The organism is Ramlibacter henchirensis (assembly GCF_004682015.1).
GTDB lineage: Bacteria > Pseudomonadota > Gammaproteobacteria > Burkholderiales > Burkholderiaceae_C > Ramlibacter > Ramlibacter henchirensis.
Genome location: NZ_SMLM01000003.1, coordinates 40,856 through 56,144 on the forward strand (window position 1 = coordinate 40,856; position 15,289 = coordinate 56,144).

The following is a 15,289-nucleotide window of genomic DNA, read 5'->3' on the forward strand; positions in this document are numbered from 1 at the left end:
GGTGCCGCGTCATTCGCCCTTCACCAGGTAGCCCAGTCCGCGCAGCGTCATGAGCGACACGCCGGTGCCCGCCAGCTTCTTGCGCAGACGGTAGGCCACGACTTCGACGGCTTCGTACTGCACGTCCGCCTCGCCCGGGAACACCAGCTCGAACAGCTTCTCCTTGGACACGGCATGGCCCGGCCGCGTGAACAAGGCCTGCAGCAGCGCGGATTCGCGCGGCGTCAGTTCCAGCACTTGCGCGCCGACGTAGAAGGCGCCAGCGGCGCGGTCGAGCCTCACCCGGCCGACCTGCACCTCGCCGCCCGGGTCCGCCGCGGAAGAGCGGCGGCGGGCCAGCGCACGCAGGCGCGCTTCCAGCTCGTCGAGGTCGAAGGGCTTGGGCAGATAGTCGTCGGCACCCGCGTTCAAGCCGAGCACGCGGTCGCCCACGGTGCCGCGCGCGGTGAGCAGCAGCACGGGCGTGGCGAGCCCGTCGCGCCGCGCCCGCTCGAGCACCTGCAGGCCATCCAGCCCGGGCAGGCTCAGGTCGAGCACGACCACATCGGGCTGGAAGGCCGTCCACGCCGCGAGCGCGAGTCCTCCGTCCGCGCAGGCCTGCACCTGCATGCCGCGGCGAGCGAGCGAGCGTTCGAGCGTGGTGCGCATGGAGACGTCGTCCTCGACCAGCAGCAACTTCATGGGTGGGGGAGGGTAGCAGCGCGGGCTTCAGCAGCCAGCTTCGGTAGTTTCCCCAATGCCGCGGACAGCCGATTGACAGGAGCGCGGCGCATGATCCGCTGGTTCACCCGATCCCCAAGCAAGGAGACAAGCTCATGCGTCGAGACACCTTCCTGAAAACCATCGCGGCGCTGGCCGCCGCGGGCGCGCTGCCGCTGAGCGCGCGTGCCGCCGCCAACGTCAAGATGATGATCCCCGCCAACCCGGGCGGCGGCTGGGACACCACCGGCCGCGCGCTCGGCAAGGCACTGCAGGACGCGAAGGTGGCCGACAACGTCACCTACGAGAACAAGGGCGGCGCCGCCGGCGCGCTGGGCCTGGCCCAGTTCGTCAACGCCAGCAAGGGCGACCCGAACGCGCTGATGGTGATGGGCGCCGTGATGCTGGGCGGCATCATCACCGGCAAGCCGCCGGTCAACCTGTCGCAGGCCACGCCGATCGCGCGCCTGACCAGCGAGTACAACGTGTTCGTGCTGCCGTCCAACTCGCAGTTCAAGACCATGGGCGACGTGGTCGCGCAGCTGAAGAAGGACCCGGGCAGCGTCAAGTGGGGCGGCGGCTCGCGCGGCTCGACCGAGCACATCGCCGCGGCCATGATCGCGCAGAAGGTCGGCGTCGATCCGTCCAAGATCAACTACGTCGCCTTCCGGGGCGGCGGCGAGGCGACGGCGGCCATCCTGGGCGGCAACGTCACCGTCGGCGGCAGCGGCTTCTCCGAGTTCGCCGAATACATCAAGTCCGGCAAGATGAAGCCGATCGCCGTCACCTCGGCCAAGCGCCTGAACAACGTGCCGACGCTGAAGGAGCAGGGCATCGACGTGGAGATCGGCAACTGGCGCGGCGTCTACGGTGCGCCCGGCCTGAACGACGCGCAGCGCAAGCAGGTGACCGACATGGTGCTGGCCGCGCTCAAGACCAAGAGCTGGCAGGAGGCGCTGGAGAAGAACGACTGGACGCCGGCGGTGATGTCCGGCCCGGCCTTCGAGAAGTTCGTCGACGACGAGTTCGCCAGCCTGCGCGCCACCATGGTGAAGTCCGGCATGGTCTGACGCGGTCTTGCGCCAACCCTGACGCCCGGCCTGTCCGGGCGTTTCGTCGTGAGCAGCCGGCCAGGAGACAAGCGATGGACAACAAGACGAACAAGGCGGCCAGGCCGCAGGCGGCGGTCGGCGCGGGCGTACTGCTGCTGGGCGCGGCGCTCGCGGCCGGGGCGCTGGTGATTCCCTCGGCGGCCGGCTACGGCGGCGTCGGCCCCAACTTCCTGCCGTGGATCGTGGCGGTCGGGCTCGTGGCCTGCGGCGCGATGATCCTGCGCGAGGCGTTCACCGGCGGATTCCGTGCGATGGAGGAAGCCTCCGGCGCCGCCACCGCTTACTGGCCCGGCCTGGCCTGGATCAGCGCCGGCCTGCTGGTGAATGCGGCGCTGATCACGCGCATCGGCTTCATCCTCGGCTGCACGCTCTGCTACATGCTGGCGATCCAGGGCCTGCGACGTTCGACCGGGCAGGCGGCAGGCCGGCCGGCCTCATTGGGTGCCGACCTCGTCACCGGCCTGCTGATCTCGGCGCCGGTCTACTGGCTCTTCACCAAGTTCCTCGGCATCAACCTGCCGGGGCTCACCGGGACGGGCTGGCTGTGATGGACATCCTCAACGCCCTGATGCAGGGCTTCGCCACCGCCGTCTCGCCCGTCAACCTGCTGTGGGCGCTGGTGGGCTGCGCCCTCGGCACGGCGGTCGGCGTGTTGCCCGGCATCGGCCCGGCGACGGCCGTGGCCATGCTGCTGCCGATCACGGCCAAGGTCGACATCACCGCATCGATGATCTTCTTCGCCGGCATCTACTACGGCGCGATGTATGGCGGCTCCACGACCTCGATCCTGCTGAACACGCCGGGCGAGACGGCCACCATGGTCACCGCCATGGAAGGCAACCGCATGGCCAAGAGCGGCCGCGCCGGCGCGGCGCTGGCGACGGCGGCGATCGGCTCCTTCGTCGCGGGGACGATCGCGACGGTGATCGTCACGCTGTTCGCGCCGACCGTCGCCGAATTCGCCGTGCAGCTCGGGCCACCGGAATACTTCATGCTGATGGTGCTGGCGTTCACCACGGTCAGCGCGGTGCTGGGCAAGAGCACGCTGCGAGGCATCGCGGCGCTGCTGCTCGGGCTGGCCATCGGCTGCATCGGCCTGGACCAGATCTCGGGCCAGCCGCGCTACACGCTGGGCGTGCCGGAGCTGCTGGACGGCATCGAGATCGTGCTGGTCGCCGTGGGCCTGTTCGCAGTCTCCGAGGTGCTGTACGCGGCGATGTACGAGGGCCGCGTGCGCGAGTCGCAGAACGCGATGAGCCGCATCTACATGAGCGGCCGCGACTGGCGCCGCTCCGTGCCGGCCTGGCTGCGCGGCACGGCGATCGGCGCGCCGTTCGGCTGCATCCCGGCCGGTGGCACCGAGATCCCCACCTTCCTGAGCTACGCGACGGAGAAGAAGCTGGCCAAGGGCGAGGACCTGGCCGAGTTCGGCGGCAAGGGCGCGATCGAGGGCGTGGCGGGGCCGGAGGCGGCGAACAACGCGACGGTGACGGCGGCGCTGATCCCGTTGCTCACGCTGGGCATTCCGACGTCCAACACCACCGCGATCCTGCTCGGCGCCTTCCAGAACTACGGCATCCAGCCGGGGCCGCAGCTGTTCACCGCGTCGGCGGCGCTGGTCTGGGCGCTGATCGCATCGCTCTACATCGGCAACCTGATGCTGCTGGTGCTCAACCTGCCGCTGGTGCGCCTGTGGGTGCTGCTGCTGAAGATCCCGAAGCCGCAGCTGTACGCGGGCATCCTGGTCTTCGCCACCGTCGGCGCCTACGGCATGCGCCAGAGCGCTTTCGACCTGGTGCTGCTGTGGGGCATCGGCCTGCTCGGCGTGGTGATGCGCCGCTTCGACTTCCCGGCGGCGCCGGTGGTGGTCGGCATGATCCTGGGGCCGCTGGCCGAGGCGCAGCTTCGCAACGCCGTGTCGATCGGCGAGGGCAGCTTCATGGTGTTCCTGCAGCGGCCGATGTCGCTGGCGCTGCTCGTCGTGGTGATCGCGATCCTCGTGCTGCCGCGCGTGCTGCGGGTGCGGGCGCGCCGGCGCGCCGAGGCCGGGACCGGCTGAGCGCCGCGGCGCTACCATCCGGGCCCATGCAAGACGACTCGCTGCCGCGCGACGGCCAGCGCATCCTGGAGCTGGCGGCGCGGTCCATGTTCGACCTGTTCGCGAATGCGAGCGAGGGCATGCTGCTGGTCGACCGCGACGCGCGCGTGGTCTGGATCAACGACCAGTACAAGCGCTTCCTGCCGGCGCTGGGCTTCGAGCGGGTGGAGGACTTCGTCGGCCACCCGGTGTCCGAGGTGGTGCAGAACACGCAGATGGACCGCGTGATCCGCACCGGCAAGCCGATCCTGATCGACCTGCTGTCCAACCGCGCCGGCACCTTCGTGGTCAGCCGCATCCCGCTGCGCGACGAAGGCGGGCAGGTGATCGGCGCGCTGGGCATCGTGCTGTTCGACCATCCCGAGACCACGCTGCAGCCGCTGATCCACAAGTTCGCCAACCTGCAGCGCGACCTGGACGATGCGCGGCGCGAGCTGGCCACGCAGCGCCGCACCAAGTACACGCTGGGCAGCTTCATCGGATCGAGCCCGCCGGCGGTGGAGGTGAAGCGCCAGGCGCGCCGCGCCGCAGGCTCGTCCAGCCCGGTGCTGCTGCTGGGCGAGACCGGCACGGGCAAGGAGTTGCTCGCCCATGCGATCCACGCCGGTTCGTCGCGCGCGAGCGGGCCTTTCGTCAGCGTCAACATCGCCGCGGTACCGGACACGTTGTTGGAGGCCGAGTTCTTCGGCGTGGCGCCGGGCGCCTTCACCGGCGCCGACCGGCGCGGACGCGACGGCAAGTTCAAGCTGGCCGACGGCGGCACGCTGTTCCTCGACGAGATCGGCGACATGCCCACCAGCCTGCAGCCCAAGCTGCTGCGCGCGCTGCAGGAAGGCGAGATCGAGCCGTTGGGCTCGAACAAGGTCGTGCCGTTCGACGTGCGAGTGATCGCGGCGACCTCGCGCGACCTCGGTGCGCTGGTGCGGGAAGGGCGCTTCCGCGAGGATCTCTACTACCGCCTCAACGTGCTGCCGATCCGGGTTCCGCCGCTGCGCGAGCGCCGCGGCGACATCGCGGCTCTGGTGGAGGCGCTGGGCGAGGACATGGCGCTGCGCAACGGCACGCCCGCACCCGAGGTCAGCGCGCAGGCCATGGCCCTGCTGGCCGCGCAGTCCTGGCGCGGCAACATCCGCGAGCTGCGCAACGTGCTGGAACAGGCGGCGATGCGCAGCGACTCGCCGCGGCTGGAGGCGGCGCAGGTGGAAGAAGTGCTGCGCGCTGCGGGCATCGAGCACATCGCTCCGGCGGCATTGCCGATTGAGCCGCCCGCGGTGGGCGATCCGGGCCTGCTGCGTCCGCTGGCCGAGCAGGTCGCCCGGCTGGAGCGCGCGGCGATCAGCGCGGCCATGGCCGCCACCGGCGGCAACAAGGTGGCCGCGGCGCGCATGCTGGGCATCTCGCGCGCCAAGCTGTACGAGCGGTTGATGAATGAAGATCAGACATTTGCCTGAAAATCAGACATCAAAAATGACTGACAATCGAACACGCAGCGAGCGGCGAACTCGCTCCGCCTTTGAAATCAACCACTTACGGGCTGGCACGCTGCGTGCAGACGTGAGCCCGGGTTCGCAGTTCTATCAGGAGACAAAGCAATGCAAAGACGCACCTGGGTCGCGCTCGCCGCGCTGGCCGCCTCGGCTCTCGCCACCCCGTTCGCTGTCGCCCAGTCCAAGGGCGACATCAAGATCGCCCACATCTACAGCCGCACCGGCCCGCTCGAGGCCTACGGCAAGCAGACCCAGACGGGCCTGCTGATGGGCCTGGACTACGCCACCAACGGCACGATGACTGTCAACGGCCGCAAGATCGTGGTGATCGAGAAGGACGACCAGGGCAAGCCGGACGTGGGCAAGAGCCTGCTGGCGACCGCCTACGGCGACGACAAGGTCGACCTGGCCGTCGGCCCGACCTCCAGCGCCGTCGCGCTCGCGATGCTGCCGGTGGCCGAGGAGTACAAGAAGATCCTGCTGGTCGAGCCCGCGGTGGCCGATGCGATCACCGGCGACAAGTGGAACAAGTACATCTTCCGCACGGGCCGCAACAGCTCGCAGGACGCGGCCAGCAATGCCGCGGTGGCGGACCAGGACGGTGTTTCCATCGCCACGCTGGCGCAGGACTACGCGTTCGGCCGTGACGGCATCAAGGCCTTCAAGGAAGCGCTGAAGAAGGCCAAGGTGGTCCACGAGGAATACCTGCCGCCGAACACGACCGACTTCACCGCTGGCATCCAGCGCGTGGTCGACCAGCTCAAGGACAAGCCGGGCCGCAAGTTCATCGCCGTGGTCTGGGCCGGCGCCACGCCGCCGTTCAACGCGCTGGCCGCGCAGAACCTGAAGCAGCGTTATGGCATCGACGTGGCCACCGGCGGCAACATCCTGCCGGCCATGGTGTCGTACAAGCAGTTCCCCGGCATGGAAGGCGCTACCTACTACTACTTCGGCATCCCGAAGAACCCGGTGAACGAGGCGATGGTCGCGGCCCACTACAAGCAGTTCAAGTCGCCGCCGGACTTCTTCACCGCGGGCGGCTTCTCGGCGGCGATGGCCATCGTCACCGCGCTGAAGAAGACCAACGGCGAGACCGACAGCAACAAGCTGATCGCCGCGATGGAGGGCATGAGCTTCGACACGCCCAAGGGCAAGATGACGTTCCGCAAGGAAGACCACCAGGCCCTGCAGAGCATGTACCACTTCAAGATCAAGGCCGACCCGGCCTTCGCGTGGGGCGTGCCGGAGCTGGTGCGCGAGATCAAGCCGGAGGAGATGAACATCCCCGTCCGGAACAAGAGATAGACAGACGATGACGAGGCGCCCCGGCGGCGCCTCGCCTTCTGTCCGACTTCCCCTCCTGCCTCGAGGCCCGGTTTCCTGGCCCGGCCTCGCTCACCCTCACGACCATGAGCCGACTCGAAACCCGCGACCTGACGATCCGCTTCGGCGGGCACGTGGCCGTCAACGCCGTCACGTGCAGCTTCGAGCCCGGCACGCTGACGGCCATCGTCGGGCCGAACGGCGCGGGCAAGACGACCTACTTCAACCTGATCTCGGGACAGCTCAAGGCGTCGAGCGGCAGCGTCAGCCTGGGCGGGCGCGACCTCTCGGGGATGTCGGCGTCGGAGCGCACCCACGCGGGCCTCGGCCGCGCGTTCCAGCTCACCAACCTGTTCCCGCGCCTGACGGTGCTGGAGAACGTGCGGCTGGCGGTGCAGGCCTCGCGCGGTGGCCCGCACCGGCGCGGGCTGAACCTGTGGAGCGTGTGGAGCGACCACCGCACGCTGCTGCAGCATGCCGATGAGATCCTGGGTTCCATCGCCCTCAAGGACAAGGAACACGAACTCGTGGCCAACCTGCCGCATGGCGACCAGCGCAAGCTGGAGGTCGCGCTGCTGATGGCGCTGGAGCCGCAGGTGTTCATGTTCGACGAGCCCACCGCGGGCATGAACGCGGCGGAGGCGCCGGTGATCCTGGACCTGATCCGCCGCCTCAAGGCGGACCGCAGCAAGACCATCCTGCTGGTGGAACACAAGATGGACGTGGTGCGCGAACTGGCCGACCGCATCATCGTGCTGCACAACGGAAGCCTGGTCGCGGACGGCGAACCCGCGGAGGTGATCGCCTCGCCGGTCGTGCAGGAGGCGTACCTGGGGCTGTCGCCCCAGGACGCCTCTGGCGGTACCGACACTCCCCCCCATCCCGACCTTCCCCCGTCCGGGGGAAGGAGCAAACAGCCATGAACGAGAGCCTCTTGACGCTCGAAGGCGTCCACACCCACATCGGCGCGTACCACATCCTGCACGGCGTCGACCTGCAGGTGCCGCGCGGGCAGCTCACCATGCTCCTGGGGCGCAACGGCGCCGGCAAGACCACGACGCTGCGGACCATCATGGGCCTGTGGAAGGCCTCGCGCGGCCGCATCACCCTGGACGGCCAGGACATCACGGCGCAGCCGACGCCGCAGATCGCCGGCCGCGGCGTGGCCTACGTGCCGGAGAACATGGGCATCTTCGCGGACCTCACCGTGCGCGAGAACATGCTGCTCGCCGCGCGCTCGGCCAAGAACGCCGACCAGATCGACGAGCAGCGCCTCAAGTGGATCTTCTCGCTCTTCCCTGCGGTGGAGAAGTTCTGGAACCACCCGGCCGGCAAGCTCTCGGGCGGGCAGAAGCAGATGCTGGCGGTCTCGCGTTCGATCGTCGAGCCGCGAGAGTTGCTGATCATCGACGAGCCGAGCAAGGGCCTCGCGCCCGCGATCATCAACAACATGATCGAAGCCTTCGGCGAGCTCAAGCGCAGCGGCGTGACCATCCTGCTGGTGGAGCAGAACTTCAACTTCGCCAAGCGGCTGGGCGACACCGTCGCGGTGATGGACAACGGCCAGATCGTGCATGCCGGCGGCATGGAGGAGCTGGCCGAGGACGAGGAACTGCAGCATTCGCTGCTCGGGCTGGCTCTATGAAGAATGTCGATTTCGACTGGAAGCCGCTCGCGCTCGTGCCGCTGCTCGCGCTGCTGGTGCTGCCCTTCATCGGATCGAGCTCGACGTGGGTCACGCTCACCATCGCGGGCCTGGCCATGGGCATGATCATCTTCGTCATCGCGTCCGGCCTCACGCTGGTGTTCGGCCTGATGGACGTGCTGAACTTCGGCCACGGGGTGTTCATCGCGCTTGGTGCGTTCGTCGCCACCAGCGTGCTGGGCGCGATGGCCGACTACACCGCTTCGGGCAGCCTGTTGCAGAACCTGCTGGCCGTGCTGCCGGCGATGGTGATCGCGATGCTGGTGGCGGCCGCGATCGGCCTGGCCTTCGAACGATTCATCGTGCGGCCGGTGTACGGCAATCATCTCAAGCAGATCCTGATCACCATGGGCGGGATGATTATCGGTGAGGAGCTGATCAAGGTCATCTGGGGCCCGCTGCAGATCCCGCTGCCGCTGCCCGAAGGCATGCGCGGCATGGTGCTGCTGGGCGACGCCGCGGTCGAGCGATACCGCCTGCTCGCGGTCATCGTCGGCGTGCTGGTGTTCGGCCTGCTGCTGTGGACGCTGACGCGCACCAAGCTCGGCCTGCTGATCCGCGCCGGCGTGCAGGACCGCGAGATGGTCGAGTCGCTCGGCTACCGCATCCACGTGCTGTTCGTCGGCGTGTTCGTGGCCGGCAGCGCGCTGGCGGGCCTGGGCGGCGTGATGTGGGGCATGTACCAGCAGACCGTCGTGCCGCAAATGGGCGCGCAGGTCAATGTGCTGATCTTCATCGTGCTGATCATCGGCGGCCTGGGCTCCACGACGGGCGCACTGATCGGCGCGCTGCTGGTCGGCCTGATGGCCAACTACACCGGCTTCCTGGTGCCCAAGGCGGCGCTGTTCTCCAACATCGCGCTGATGATGGCCATCCTGCTGTGGCGGCCGCAGGGCGTGTACGCGCTGAGCAAGTGAGGGGAACGCCATGATCGCCCGACTGCTTTCCAACGACTTCCCGCGCAACCGCATCCTCGCCGTGCTGCTGCTGGTCGTGGTGGTCACGCTGGCGCTCACGCCGTTCGTGATCCCCGGCATCAAGGCGCTGAACGTCGCGGCCAAGGTGCTGGTGTTCATCGTGCTCGTCGCCAGCTTCGACCTGCTGCTGGGCTACACCGGCATCGTGAGCTTCGCGCACACCATGTTCTTCGGCATCGGCGCGTACGGCGTCGCGATCGCATTCACCCGGCTCGGGCCGACCTGGCCGGCGCTCGCCGCCGGCGTGGCCGCGGCGCTCGCGTTGTCGTTCGTGCTCGCGCTGGCCATCGGCCTGTTCTCGCTGCGGGTGCGCGCGATCTTCTTCTCGATGATCACGCTGGCCTTCGCGGCGGCCTTCCAGACCCTGGCCTCGCAGCTGTCGGAGATCACGGGCGGCGAGGACGGCCTGACCTTCAAGGTGCCGAGCGTGCTGTCCCCCAGCCACGAGTTCTCCTCCGAGCCCTTCCTCGGGGTGAGCCTGGACGGCCGGCTGCTGACCTACTACCTGCTGTTCGTCACCGCGCTGGTGCTCGTGCTGGCGCTGCTGCGCATCGTGAACTCGCCGTTCGGCCGCGTGCTGCAGGCAATCCGCGAGAACGAGTTCCGGGCCGAAGCGATCGGCTATCGCGTGGTGGTCTACCGCACGACGTCGGCCATCCTGTCGGCGCTGTTCGCCACCCTCGCGGGCGCGATGCTGGCGCTCTGGCTGCGCTACAACGGGCCGGACACGTCGCTGTCCTTCGAGATCATGCTGGACGTGCTGCTGATCGTGGTGATCGGCGGCATGGGCACGATCTACGGCGCGGTGATCGGCTCCGGGCTGTTCGTCGTCGCCCAGAGCTACCTGCAGGACCTGCTGCGCATCGCGAGCGAGGCGACGTCGGGCCTTCCATGGCTTTCCGCGCTGCTGTCGCCCGACCGCTGGCTGCTCTGGCTGGGCCTGCTGTTCGTGCTGTCCGTCTACTACTTCCCCACCGGCATCGTCGGCAAGCTGCGCTCGATGCGCGCGGCGTCCAAGCGTCCACCGGCTGCCGGCGAGCCGCGGCACAGCCCCGCGCTCAAGTAGCAACGAGAGGAAGGCGCCCATGGTTCCGAGCTCGAATTACGTCACCTGCGCCGGCCGCGAGATCCACTTCATGGAGTGGGGCGCCGGGAACGCCGCGACCGTCATCGCCTGGCACGGCCTGGCGCGCACCGGCCGCGACATGGACGAACTGGCCGGGCACCTGAGCGGCCGCTGGCGGGTGATCTGCCCCGACACGCTGGGCCGCGGCTTCTCGCAATGGAGCCCGCAACCGGACGTCGAGTACTCGCTGGCCTTCTACTCGCAACTGGCCGCGGACCTGTTCGACCGGCTCGGCATCGACAGCGCGCACTGGGTCGGTACATCCATGGGCGGAGCCATCGGCACCGTGTGCGCAGGTGGCCTCGTGCAGCCGCGGCTGAAGGGCCGCGTGCGCAGCCTGGTGCTCAACGACAACGCGCCGCGTCTGGCGCAAGCGGCGGTGGAACGGATCAAGGCCTATGCGGGCAACCCGCCGGCCTTCGCCACGATGGGGGAACTCGAGGCGTTCTTCCGGCAGGTCTACAAGCCCTTCGGCTGGCTGAGCGACGCGCAGTGGCGCCGGCTCACCGAGACTTCGGCGCGCCGGCTGCCCGACGGCCGCCTGACGCCGCACTACGACCCCGCGATGGTTCGCCAGTTCATCGACCATCCGCGCGACTACGACCTCTGGCAGCACTACGACGCGATCGAGGCGCCCGTGCTGTGCCTGCGCGGCGCCGAGTCCGACCTCGTGCTGCCCGATGCCGTCGAGGAGATGAAGCGGCGCGGCCCGGGCGCGCGCGGCCGCCTGCGCGTGGTGGAAGTGCCCGGCTGCGGCCATGCGCCCGCGCTGAACGTGGCCGAGCAGCTCGACCTGGTGGCCGGCTTCATCGAGGAAAGCGAGCGCGCGTTCCAGGCCGCGCGCCTGGTCACCGCGTAGCGCCCAGCGCCGCGGCGGCCTGCCGCGTACGCTCCTGCGCCTGCGCATCGGGCGCGGCCTGCGTGGGCCAGCCCGCGAGATGCCGCGCGGTGATCTCGCCGAAGGCACGGATCCAGGCTGGCTCGGCGTTCAGGCAGGGGATATAGCGGAAGTCCTTCCCGCCCGCGGTGAGGAAGGCATCGCGGCCTTCCTGCGCGATCTCTTCCAGAGTCTCCAGGCAGTCGCTGGTGAACCCCGGACACGCCACGTCGACGCGCTCCAGTCCCTTGCCCGCCAATGCGCGCAGCGTGGGCTCGGTGTACGGCTCCAGCCACTTGGCGCGGCCGAAGCGCGACTGGAACGACACCGTGTAATCGCCCTCTGCCAGTCCGAGCCGGCCCGCCAGCAGCCGAGCCGTCTTGCGGCACTCGCAGTGGTACGGATCACCGAGATGGAGCGTGCGCTGCGGCACGCCATGGAAGCTCATGAGGAAGTGGTCGGGCGGCCCGTTCTGGCGCCAGTAGCCGCCGATGCGGCTGGCCAGCGCTTCGATGTAGCCGGGCTCGTCGTGGTAGCCCCGCACGAACCGCAGTTCCGGCACGTTGCGGATGCCCCCGGCCCACGCATTGACTTCGTCGATCACGCTGGCGGTCGTGGTGCCCGAGTACTGCGGGTAGGCCATGATGACCAGGATGCGCGTGGCCCCTTCGGCCTTGAGCGCATCGAGCTGCGATGCGATGGAAGGATTGCCGTAGCGCATCGCGTAGCGCACCTTCACCCGGTGCCCGGCCTCGCCCAGCCAGCCTTGCAGCAGCCTGGCCTGCCGCTCGGTCCACACCTTCAGCGGCGATCCTTCCGGCGTCCAGATGCTGGCGTACTTCGCCGCCGATCTGGAGGAACGTCGCGGCAGGATGACGGTGTGCAGCAGCGGCAACCACACGGCGCGCGGGATCTCCACCACACGCGGGTCGGAGAGGAATTCGCGCAGGTAGCGCCGCACTGCGGCCGGTGTCGGCTCGTCGGGCGTGCCCAGGTTGCACAGCAGGACACCGGTGGCCGCCGCCTGGCCGTGGGTGAAGGCCGGTTCGGCGCGGTAACGGGAGGCGAGGGGCATGCGGTTATTCTCGCCGCATGCTCGACACCCGGAAGGTCAAGGCCATCACGCTGGACCTGGACGACACGCTCTGGCCGATCTGGCCCACGATCGAACGCGCCGAGAAGGTGCTGCACGAGTGGCTGGTGGAAAACGCGCCCATGGCCGCCGCGCTGTTCTCCAACCCCGCCGCCCTGCGCGAGATCCGCAACCACCTGGCCGAACAGCGGCCCGAACTCAAGCACGACCTGAGCGCGGTGCGGCGCGAGTCCATCCGCCTGGCGCTGTACCGCGCCGGCGAGGACCCGCTGCTGGCCGAAGCCGCCTTCGACGCCTTCTTCGCGGCGCGGCAGCAGGTCGAGCTGTTCGACGACGTGCGTCCGGCGCTGCAGAAACTCTCCGAACGCTTTCCGCTGGTGAGCCTGTCCAACGGCAACGCGGACCTGGAGCGCGTCGGTCTCGCGGCCTACTTCCGCGCGGCGGTGTCGGCGCGTGAATTCGGCGTGGGCAAGCCCGATCCCCGCATCTTCCACGCGGCGGCCGGCGCCGTGGACGTCGTGCCCGAGCAGGTGCTGCATGTCGGCGACGACGCGACGCTGGACGTGGTGGGCGCGCTCAACGCGGGCATGCAGGCGGTGTGGGTCAATCGCGGCGACCACCTGTGGCCGCATCCGCAGCAGCCGCACGCGACGGTCACGACGCTGACGCAGCTGTGCGAACTGTTGGCCTGAGGCGGTCCGCGGCCGCGATCGCCGACCGCACGGCACCTTCGATCGTGGCCGGATAGGGCCCGTCCACGTAGTCGCCGCAGGCGAGCAGGCCCGGCGCCACCTCGATCGGCGGCCTGCTCAGTCCGGGCAGGCAGGCGAACGTCGCACGCTTTTCCACGACGGTCTTGATAGGCTGCACTTGCCAGCCGAGGGAAGCGGCCTGGGCGATCACCTGCTGCTCGATCGTCCGCGCATCGCCTTCGCTGGCGCTGACGACGAAGGCGAGCACGTCGCTCGGGCCGCCGAGCTGCGCGCGATCGAACACGAACTGCGCGGGCGCACCCGCGCCCGAGTCGAGCGCCAGCATCGGCAAGGGCAGGGCGGGACCGCCCGTGGCGTAGACCGTGGCGATGCCCTCGTGCGTCAAGGCGCCGGTGCTGGTCAGCCAGGCGCGCGCCCCCGCATCGCTCGCGGCCACGAGGCGCTCCGCTTCCCAGGCCGGGCAGGCCAGCAGCACGGCGTCGAAGGGCTCGGCGTCGAGGGCCCAGCCGCCGCCGTGCCGGCGCAGCGTCTGCACGCGCGAACCGAGGCGCAGCTCGGCTCCGCGTGCCTGCAGCCACTCGGCGGCCTGTTCGGGAAAGACCTGGCCGAGGTCCACGCGAGGGATCAGCAGGTTGGACGCGCCCCAGCCGTTGCGTGCAGGGCCGAAGAGGCCGTCGCGCAGCACGCGCAGGAATACTGCGGCGCTCGCCCGCTCGGCGGAGGTGTTGAGTGCCGCGACGCAGAGCGGCTCGACCAGCTCGCGCATCACGGCCCGAGGCAGCCCGCGGCAAAGCTGCCGCACCGTCATCCGGTCGTCGCATTGGAATCGGCGCAACTGCCAGCCCGCGGCGTGCCGCAACAGCGAGAGCTTGTCGCGCCAGCTCCAGCCGCTCGCGGTGAGGATGCCCCAGGCGGCGTCGAGCGGCGACGGCCAGTCCGGCAATCCGAGGCCGCGTCCATCGGGGAAACGCAGCGTCAACGGCAGGCGATGCAGCACCTGCGCGGGCACGATGCCGACCTCTCGCATCAGCGCAAGCGTCTCGGTGTACGCGCCGATCATGATGTGCTGCCCGTTGTCCAGCAGCGCCTCGCCGCCTTCGGGGAGCTTCAGCGCGAGCGAGCGCGCCCGACCGCCGAGCTGCCGGGTGGCTTCGTGCACGACGACACGGTGGCCGTCACGGGTCGCGCGCACCGCCGCCGCCAGCCCGGCCCAGCCCGCGCCGACGATGGCGACCTTCACAGCCGGCCCAGCGCCTGGACCTTCCAGGCCAGCCAGAACTTGCGCAGCGGCGTCAGGCTCACGCGCTGGTGCAGCACCCTGAAGTCGTCGGCCTCGATCTCGCGCAGCAGCGTGCGGTAGATGCTGGCCATCATCAGGCCCGGCTTCTGGTTGCGCCGGTCTTCGGCCGGCAGCAGCGCCAGCGCTTCGTCATACAGCCGGTGCGCGCGTTGGGCCTGGAAGCGCATCAGCTCGGTGAACCGCTCCGAGTACTTGCGCTGCACGACCTCGTGCGCCTTCACGTCGAACTGCTGCATCTCGTCGATCGGCAGGTAGATGCGGCCGCGCATCGCGTCCTCGCCGACGTCGCGGATGATGTTGGTCAGCTGGAAGGCGAGGCCGAGCTTGTGCGCGTAGTCGGTGGTGCCCGGCTGCGTCTGGCCGAAGATGCGCGCGGCCACCTCGCCCACCACGCCGGCCACGAGGTGGCAGTAGCGCTCGAGCGAAGGAAAGTCCAGGTAGCGGGTCTGCTCCAGGTCCATGCGGCAGCCCTGGATGACGGCCTGCAGCTGCCGCTCCTCGATGCCGAACTCGCCCGCGAGCGGCATCAGCGCGCGCATGACCGGATGCTGCGGATCGCCCGCGAACGAGCGCGCCACCTCTGTCTGCCACCAGGCGAGCTTGGTCTGCGCGACGCCCGGGTCCTGCACCTCGTCGACCACGTCGTCCACCTCGCGGCAGAACGCGTAGAAGGCCGTGATCGCGGCGCGCCGGCGGGGCGGCAGGAAGAGGAAGGCGTAGTAGAAGCTGCTGCCCGAACCTGCCGCCTTCTCCTGGACGTATTGCTCCGGGGTCATCGG

The 15,289-nt window shown here is 69.4% G+C and carries 15 protein-coding genes; 11 read left to right on the forward strand and 4 right to left on the reverse strand.

Annotated elements, in window-relative coordinates:
- Positions 1–9: 9 nt before the first annotated feature.
- Complete coding sequence (locus EZ313_RS18270) at positions 10–681, reverse strand: response regulator transcription factor (protein WP_135264752.1); 672 nt, start codon at positions 679–681, stop codon at positions 10–12.
- Positions 682–815: 134 nt separating this feature from the next.
- Between EZ313_RS18270 and EZ313_RS18275 the strand changes: the two genes are divergently transcribed.
- From EZ313_RS18275 to EZ313_RS18320, 10 genes are all read left to right on the forward strand, one after another.
- Complete coding sequence (locus tag EZ313_RS18275; protein WP_135264753.1) at positions 816–1,769, forward strand: Bug family tripartite tricarboxylate transporter substrate binding protein; 954 nt, start codon at positions 816–818, stop codon at positions 1,767–1,769.
- A 74-nt stretch (positions 1,770–1,843) separates the two neighbouring features.
- Entirely contained in the window at positions 1,844–2,359 is a 516-nt protein-coding gene (locus tag EZ313_RS18280; RefSeq protein WP_135264754.1) for a tripartite tricarboxylate transporter TctB family protein, read from the forward strand.
- Positions 2,359–3,870 carry a tripartite tricarboxylate transporter permease gene (locus tag EZ313_RS18285; RefSeq protein WP_135264755.1) on the forward strand — a complete coding sequence of 504 codons (1,512 nt, stop codon included), beginning with the start codon at positions 2,359–2,361 and terminating at the stop codon, positions 3,868–3,870. The genes EZ313_RS18280 and EZ313_RS18285 overlap by 1 nt, the downstream gene beginning before the upstream one ends.
- Positions 3,871–3,896: 26 nt before the next feature.
- On the forward strand, positions 3,897–5,360 hold the full coding sequence (locus EZ313_RS18290) for a sigma-54 interaction domain-containing protein (protein WP_135264756.1): 1,464 nt from the start codon (positions 3,897–3,899) through the stop codon (positions 5,358–5,360).
- A 141-nt stretch (positions 5,361–5,501) separates the two neighbouring features.
- Positions 5,502–6,701 (forward strand): substrate-binding domain-containing protein, encoded by a 1,200-nt coding sequence (locus tag EZ313_RS18295; RefSeq protein WP_135264757.1) that lies wholly within the window; start codon positions 5,502–5,504, stop codon positions 6,699–6,701.
- A 104-nt stretch (positions 6,702–6,805) separates the two neighbouring features.
- A complete protein-coding gene (locus EZ313_RS18300) occupies positions 6,806–7,642 on the forward strand; it encodes an ABC transporter ATP-binding protein (protein ID WP_135264758.1) in 837 nt (278 codons plus the stop codon).
- A complete protein-coding gene (locus EZ313_RS18305; RefSeq protein WP_135264759.1) occupies positions 7,639–8,364 on the forward strand; it encodes an ABC transporter ATP-binding protein in 726 nt (241 codons plus the stop codon). The genes EZ313_RS18300 and EZ313_RS18305 overlap by 4 nt, the downstream gene beginning before the upstream one ends.
- Positions 8,361–9,341 (forward strand): branched-chain amino acid ABC transporter permease, encoded by a 981-nt coding sequence (locus EZ313_RS18310; RefSeq protein WP_135264760.1) that lies wholly within the window; start codon positions 8,361–8,363, stop codon positions 9,339–9,341. Before EZ313_RS18305 ends, EZ313_RS18310 begins: the two co-directional genes overlap by 4 nt.
- 10 nt (positions 9,342–9,351) lie before the next feature.
- Complete coding sequence (locus EZ313_RS18315; protein WP_135264761.1) at positions 9,352–10,467, forward strand: branched-chain amino acid ABC transporter permease; 1,116 nt, start codon at positions 9,352–9,354, stop codon at positions 10,465–10,467.
- 19 nt (positions 10,468–10,486) lie between these two features.
- Positions 10,487–11,386, forward strand: coding sequence for an alpha/beta fold hydrolase (locus EZ313_RS18320; RefSeq protein ID WP_135264762.1), 900 nt, complete (start codon positions 10,487–10,489; stop codon positions 11,384–11,386).
- Here EZ313_RS18320 and hemH read toward each other — a convergent pair.
- Entirely contained in the window at positions 11,376–12,479 is a 1,104-nt protein-coding gene (hemH, locus tag EZ313_RS18325; protein ID WP_135264763.1) for a ferrochelatase, read from the reverse strand. The two genes, EZ313_RS18320 and hemH, sit on opposite strands and share 11 nt — an antisense overlap.
- Positions 12,480–12,496: 17 nt before the next feature.
- On the opposite strand from hemH, the gene EZ313_RS18330 reads away from it, so the two are divergent.
- A complete protein-coding gene (locus tag EZ313_RS18330; protein WP_135264764.1) occupies positions 12,497–13,189 on the forward strand; it encodes an HAD family hydrolase in 693 nt (230 codons plus the stop codon).
- On the opposite strand, the gene hpnE is transcribed toward EZ313_RS18330, so the two are convergent.
- Positions 13,152–14,450 carry a hydroxysqualene dehydroxylase HpnE gene (gene hpnE, locus EZ313_RS18335; protein ID WP_135264765.1) on the reverse strand — a complete coding sequence of 433 codons (1,299 nt, stop codon included), beginning with the start codon at positions 14,448–14,450 and terminating at the stop codon, positions 13,152–13,154. The two genes, EZ313_RS18330 and hpnE, sit on opposite strands and share 38 nt — an antisense overlap.
- A complete protein-coding gene (hpnD, locus tag EZ313_RS18340; RefSeq protein ID WP_135264766.1) occupies positions 14,447–15,286 on the reverse strand; it encodes a presqualene diphosphate synthase HpnD in 840 nt (279 codons plus the stop codon). Before hpnD ends, hpnE begins: the two co-directional genes overlap by 4 nt.
- Positions 15,287–15,289: the final 3 nt, after the last annotated feature.

Excerpts from the sequence above, each read along its gene's own strand:
- EZ313_RS18285 (WP_135264755.1), top strand. The coding sequence starts at position 2,359 with ATGGACATCCTCAACGCCCTGATGCAGGGCTTCGCCACCGCCGTCTCG.
- hemH (WP_135264763.1), bottom strand. The coding sequence starts at position 12,479 with ATGCCCCTCGCCTCCCGTTACCGCGCCGAACCGGCCTTCACCCACGGC.
- EZ313_RS18310 (WP_135264760.1), top strand. The coding sequence starts at position 8,361 with ATGAAGAATGTCGATTTCGACTGGAAGCCGCTCGCGCTCGTGCCGCTG.
- EZ313_RS18280 (WP_135264754.1), top strand. The coding sequence starts at position 1,844 with ATGGACAACAAGACGAACAAGGCGGCCAGGCCGCAGGCGGCGGTCGGC.
- EZ313_RS18275 (WP_135264753.1), top strand. The coding sequence starts at position 816 with ATGCGTCGAGACACCTTCCTGAAAACCATCGCGGCGCTGGCCGCCGCG.
- EZ313_RS18330 (WP_135264764.1), top strand. The coding sequence starts at position 12,497 with ATGCTCGACACCCGGAAGGTCAAGGCCATCACGCTGGACCTGGACGAC.
- EZ313_RS18290 (WP_135264756.1), top strand. The coding sequence starts at position 3,897 with ATGCAAGACGACTCGCTGCCGCGCGACGGCCAGCGCATCCTGGAGCTG.
- EZ313_RS18295 (WP_135264757.1), top strand. The coding sequence starts at position 5,502 with ATGCAAAGACGCACCTGGGTCGCGCTCGCCGCGCTGGCCGCCTCGGCT.
- EZ313_RS18315 (WP_135264761.1), top strand. The coding sequence starts at position 9,352 with ATGATCGCCCGACTGCTTTCCAACGACTTCCCGCGCAACCGCATCCTC.
- EZ313_RS18305 (WP_135264759.1), top strand. The coding sequence starts at position 7,639 with ATGAACGAGAGCCTCTTGACGCTCGAAGGCGTCCACACCCACATCGGC.
- EZ313_RS18270 (WP_135264752.1), bottom strand. The coding sequence starts at position 681 with ATGAAGTTGCTGCTGGTCGAGGACGACGTCTCCATGCGCACCACGCTC.
- EZ313_RS18300 (WP_135264758.1), top strand. The coding sequence starts at position 6,806 with ATGAGCCGACTCGAAACCCGCGACCTGACGATCCGCTTCGGCGGGCAC.
- hpnD (WP_135264766.1), bottom strand. The coding sequence starts at position 15,286 with ATGACCCCGGAGCAATACGTCCAGGAGAAGGCGGCAGGTTCGGGCAGC.
- EZ313_RS18320 (WP_135264762.1), top strand. The coding sequence starts at position 10,487 with ATGGTTCCGAGCTCGAATTACGTCACCTGCGCCGGCCGCGAGATCCAC.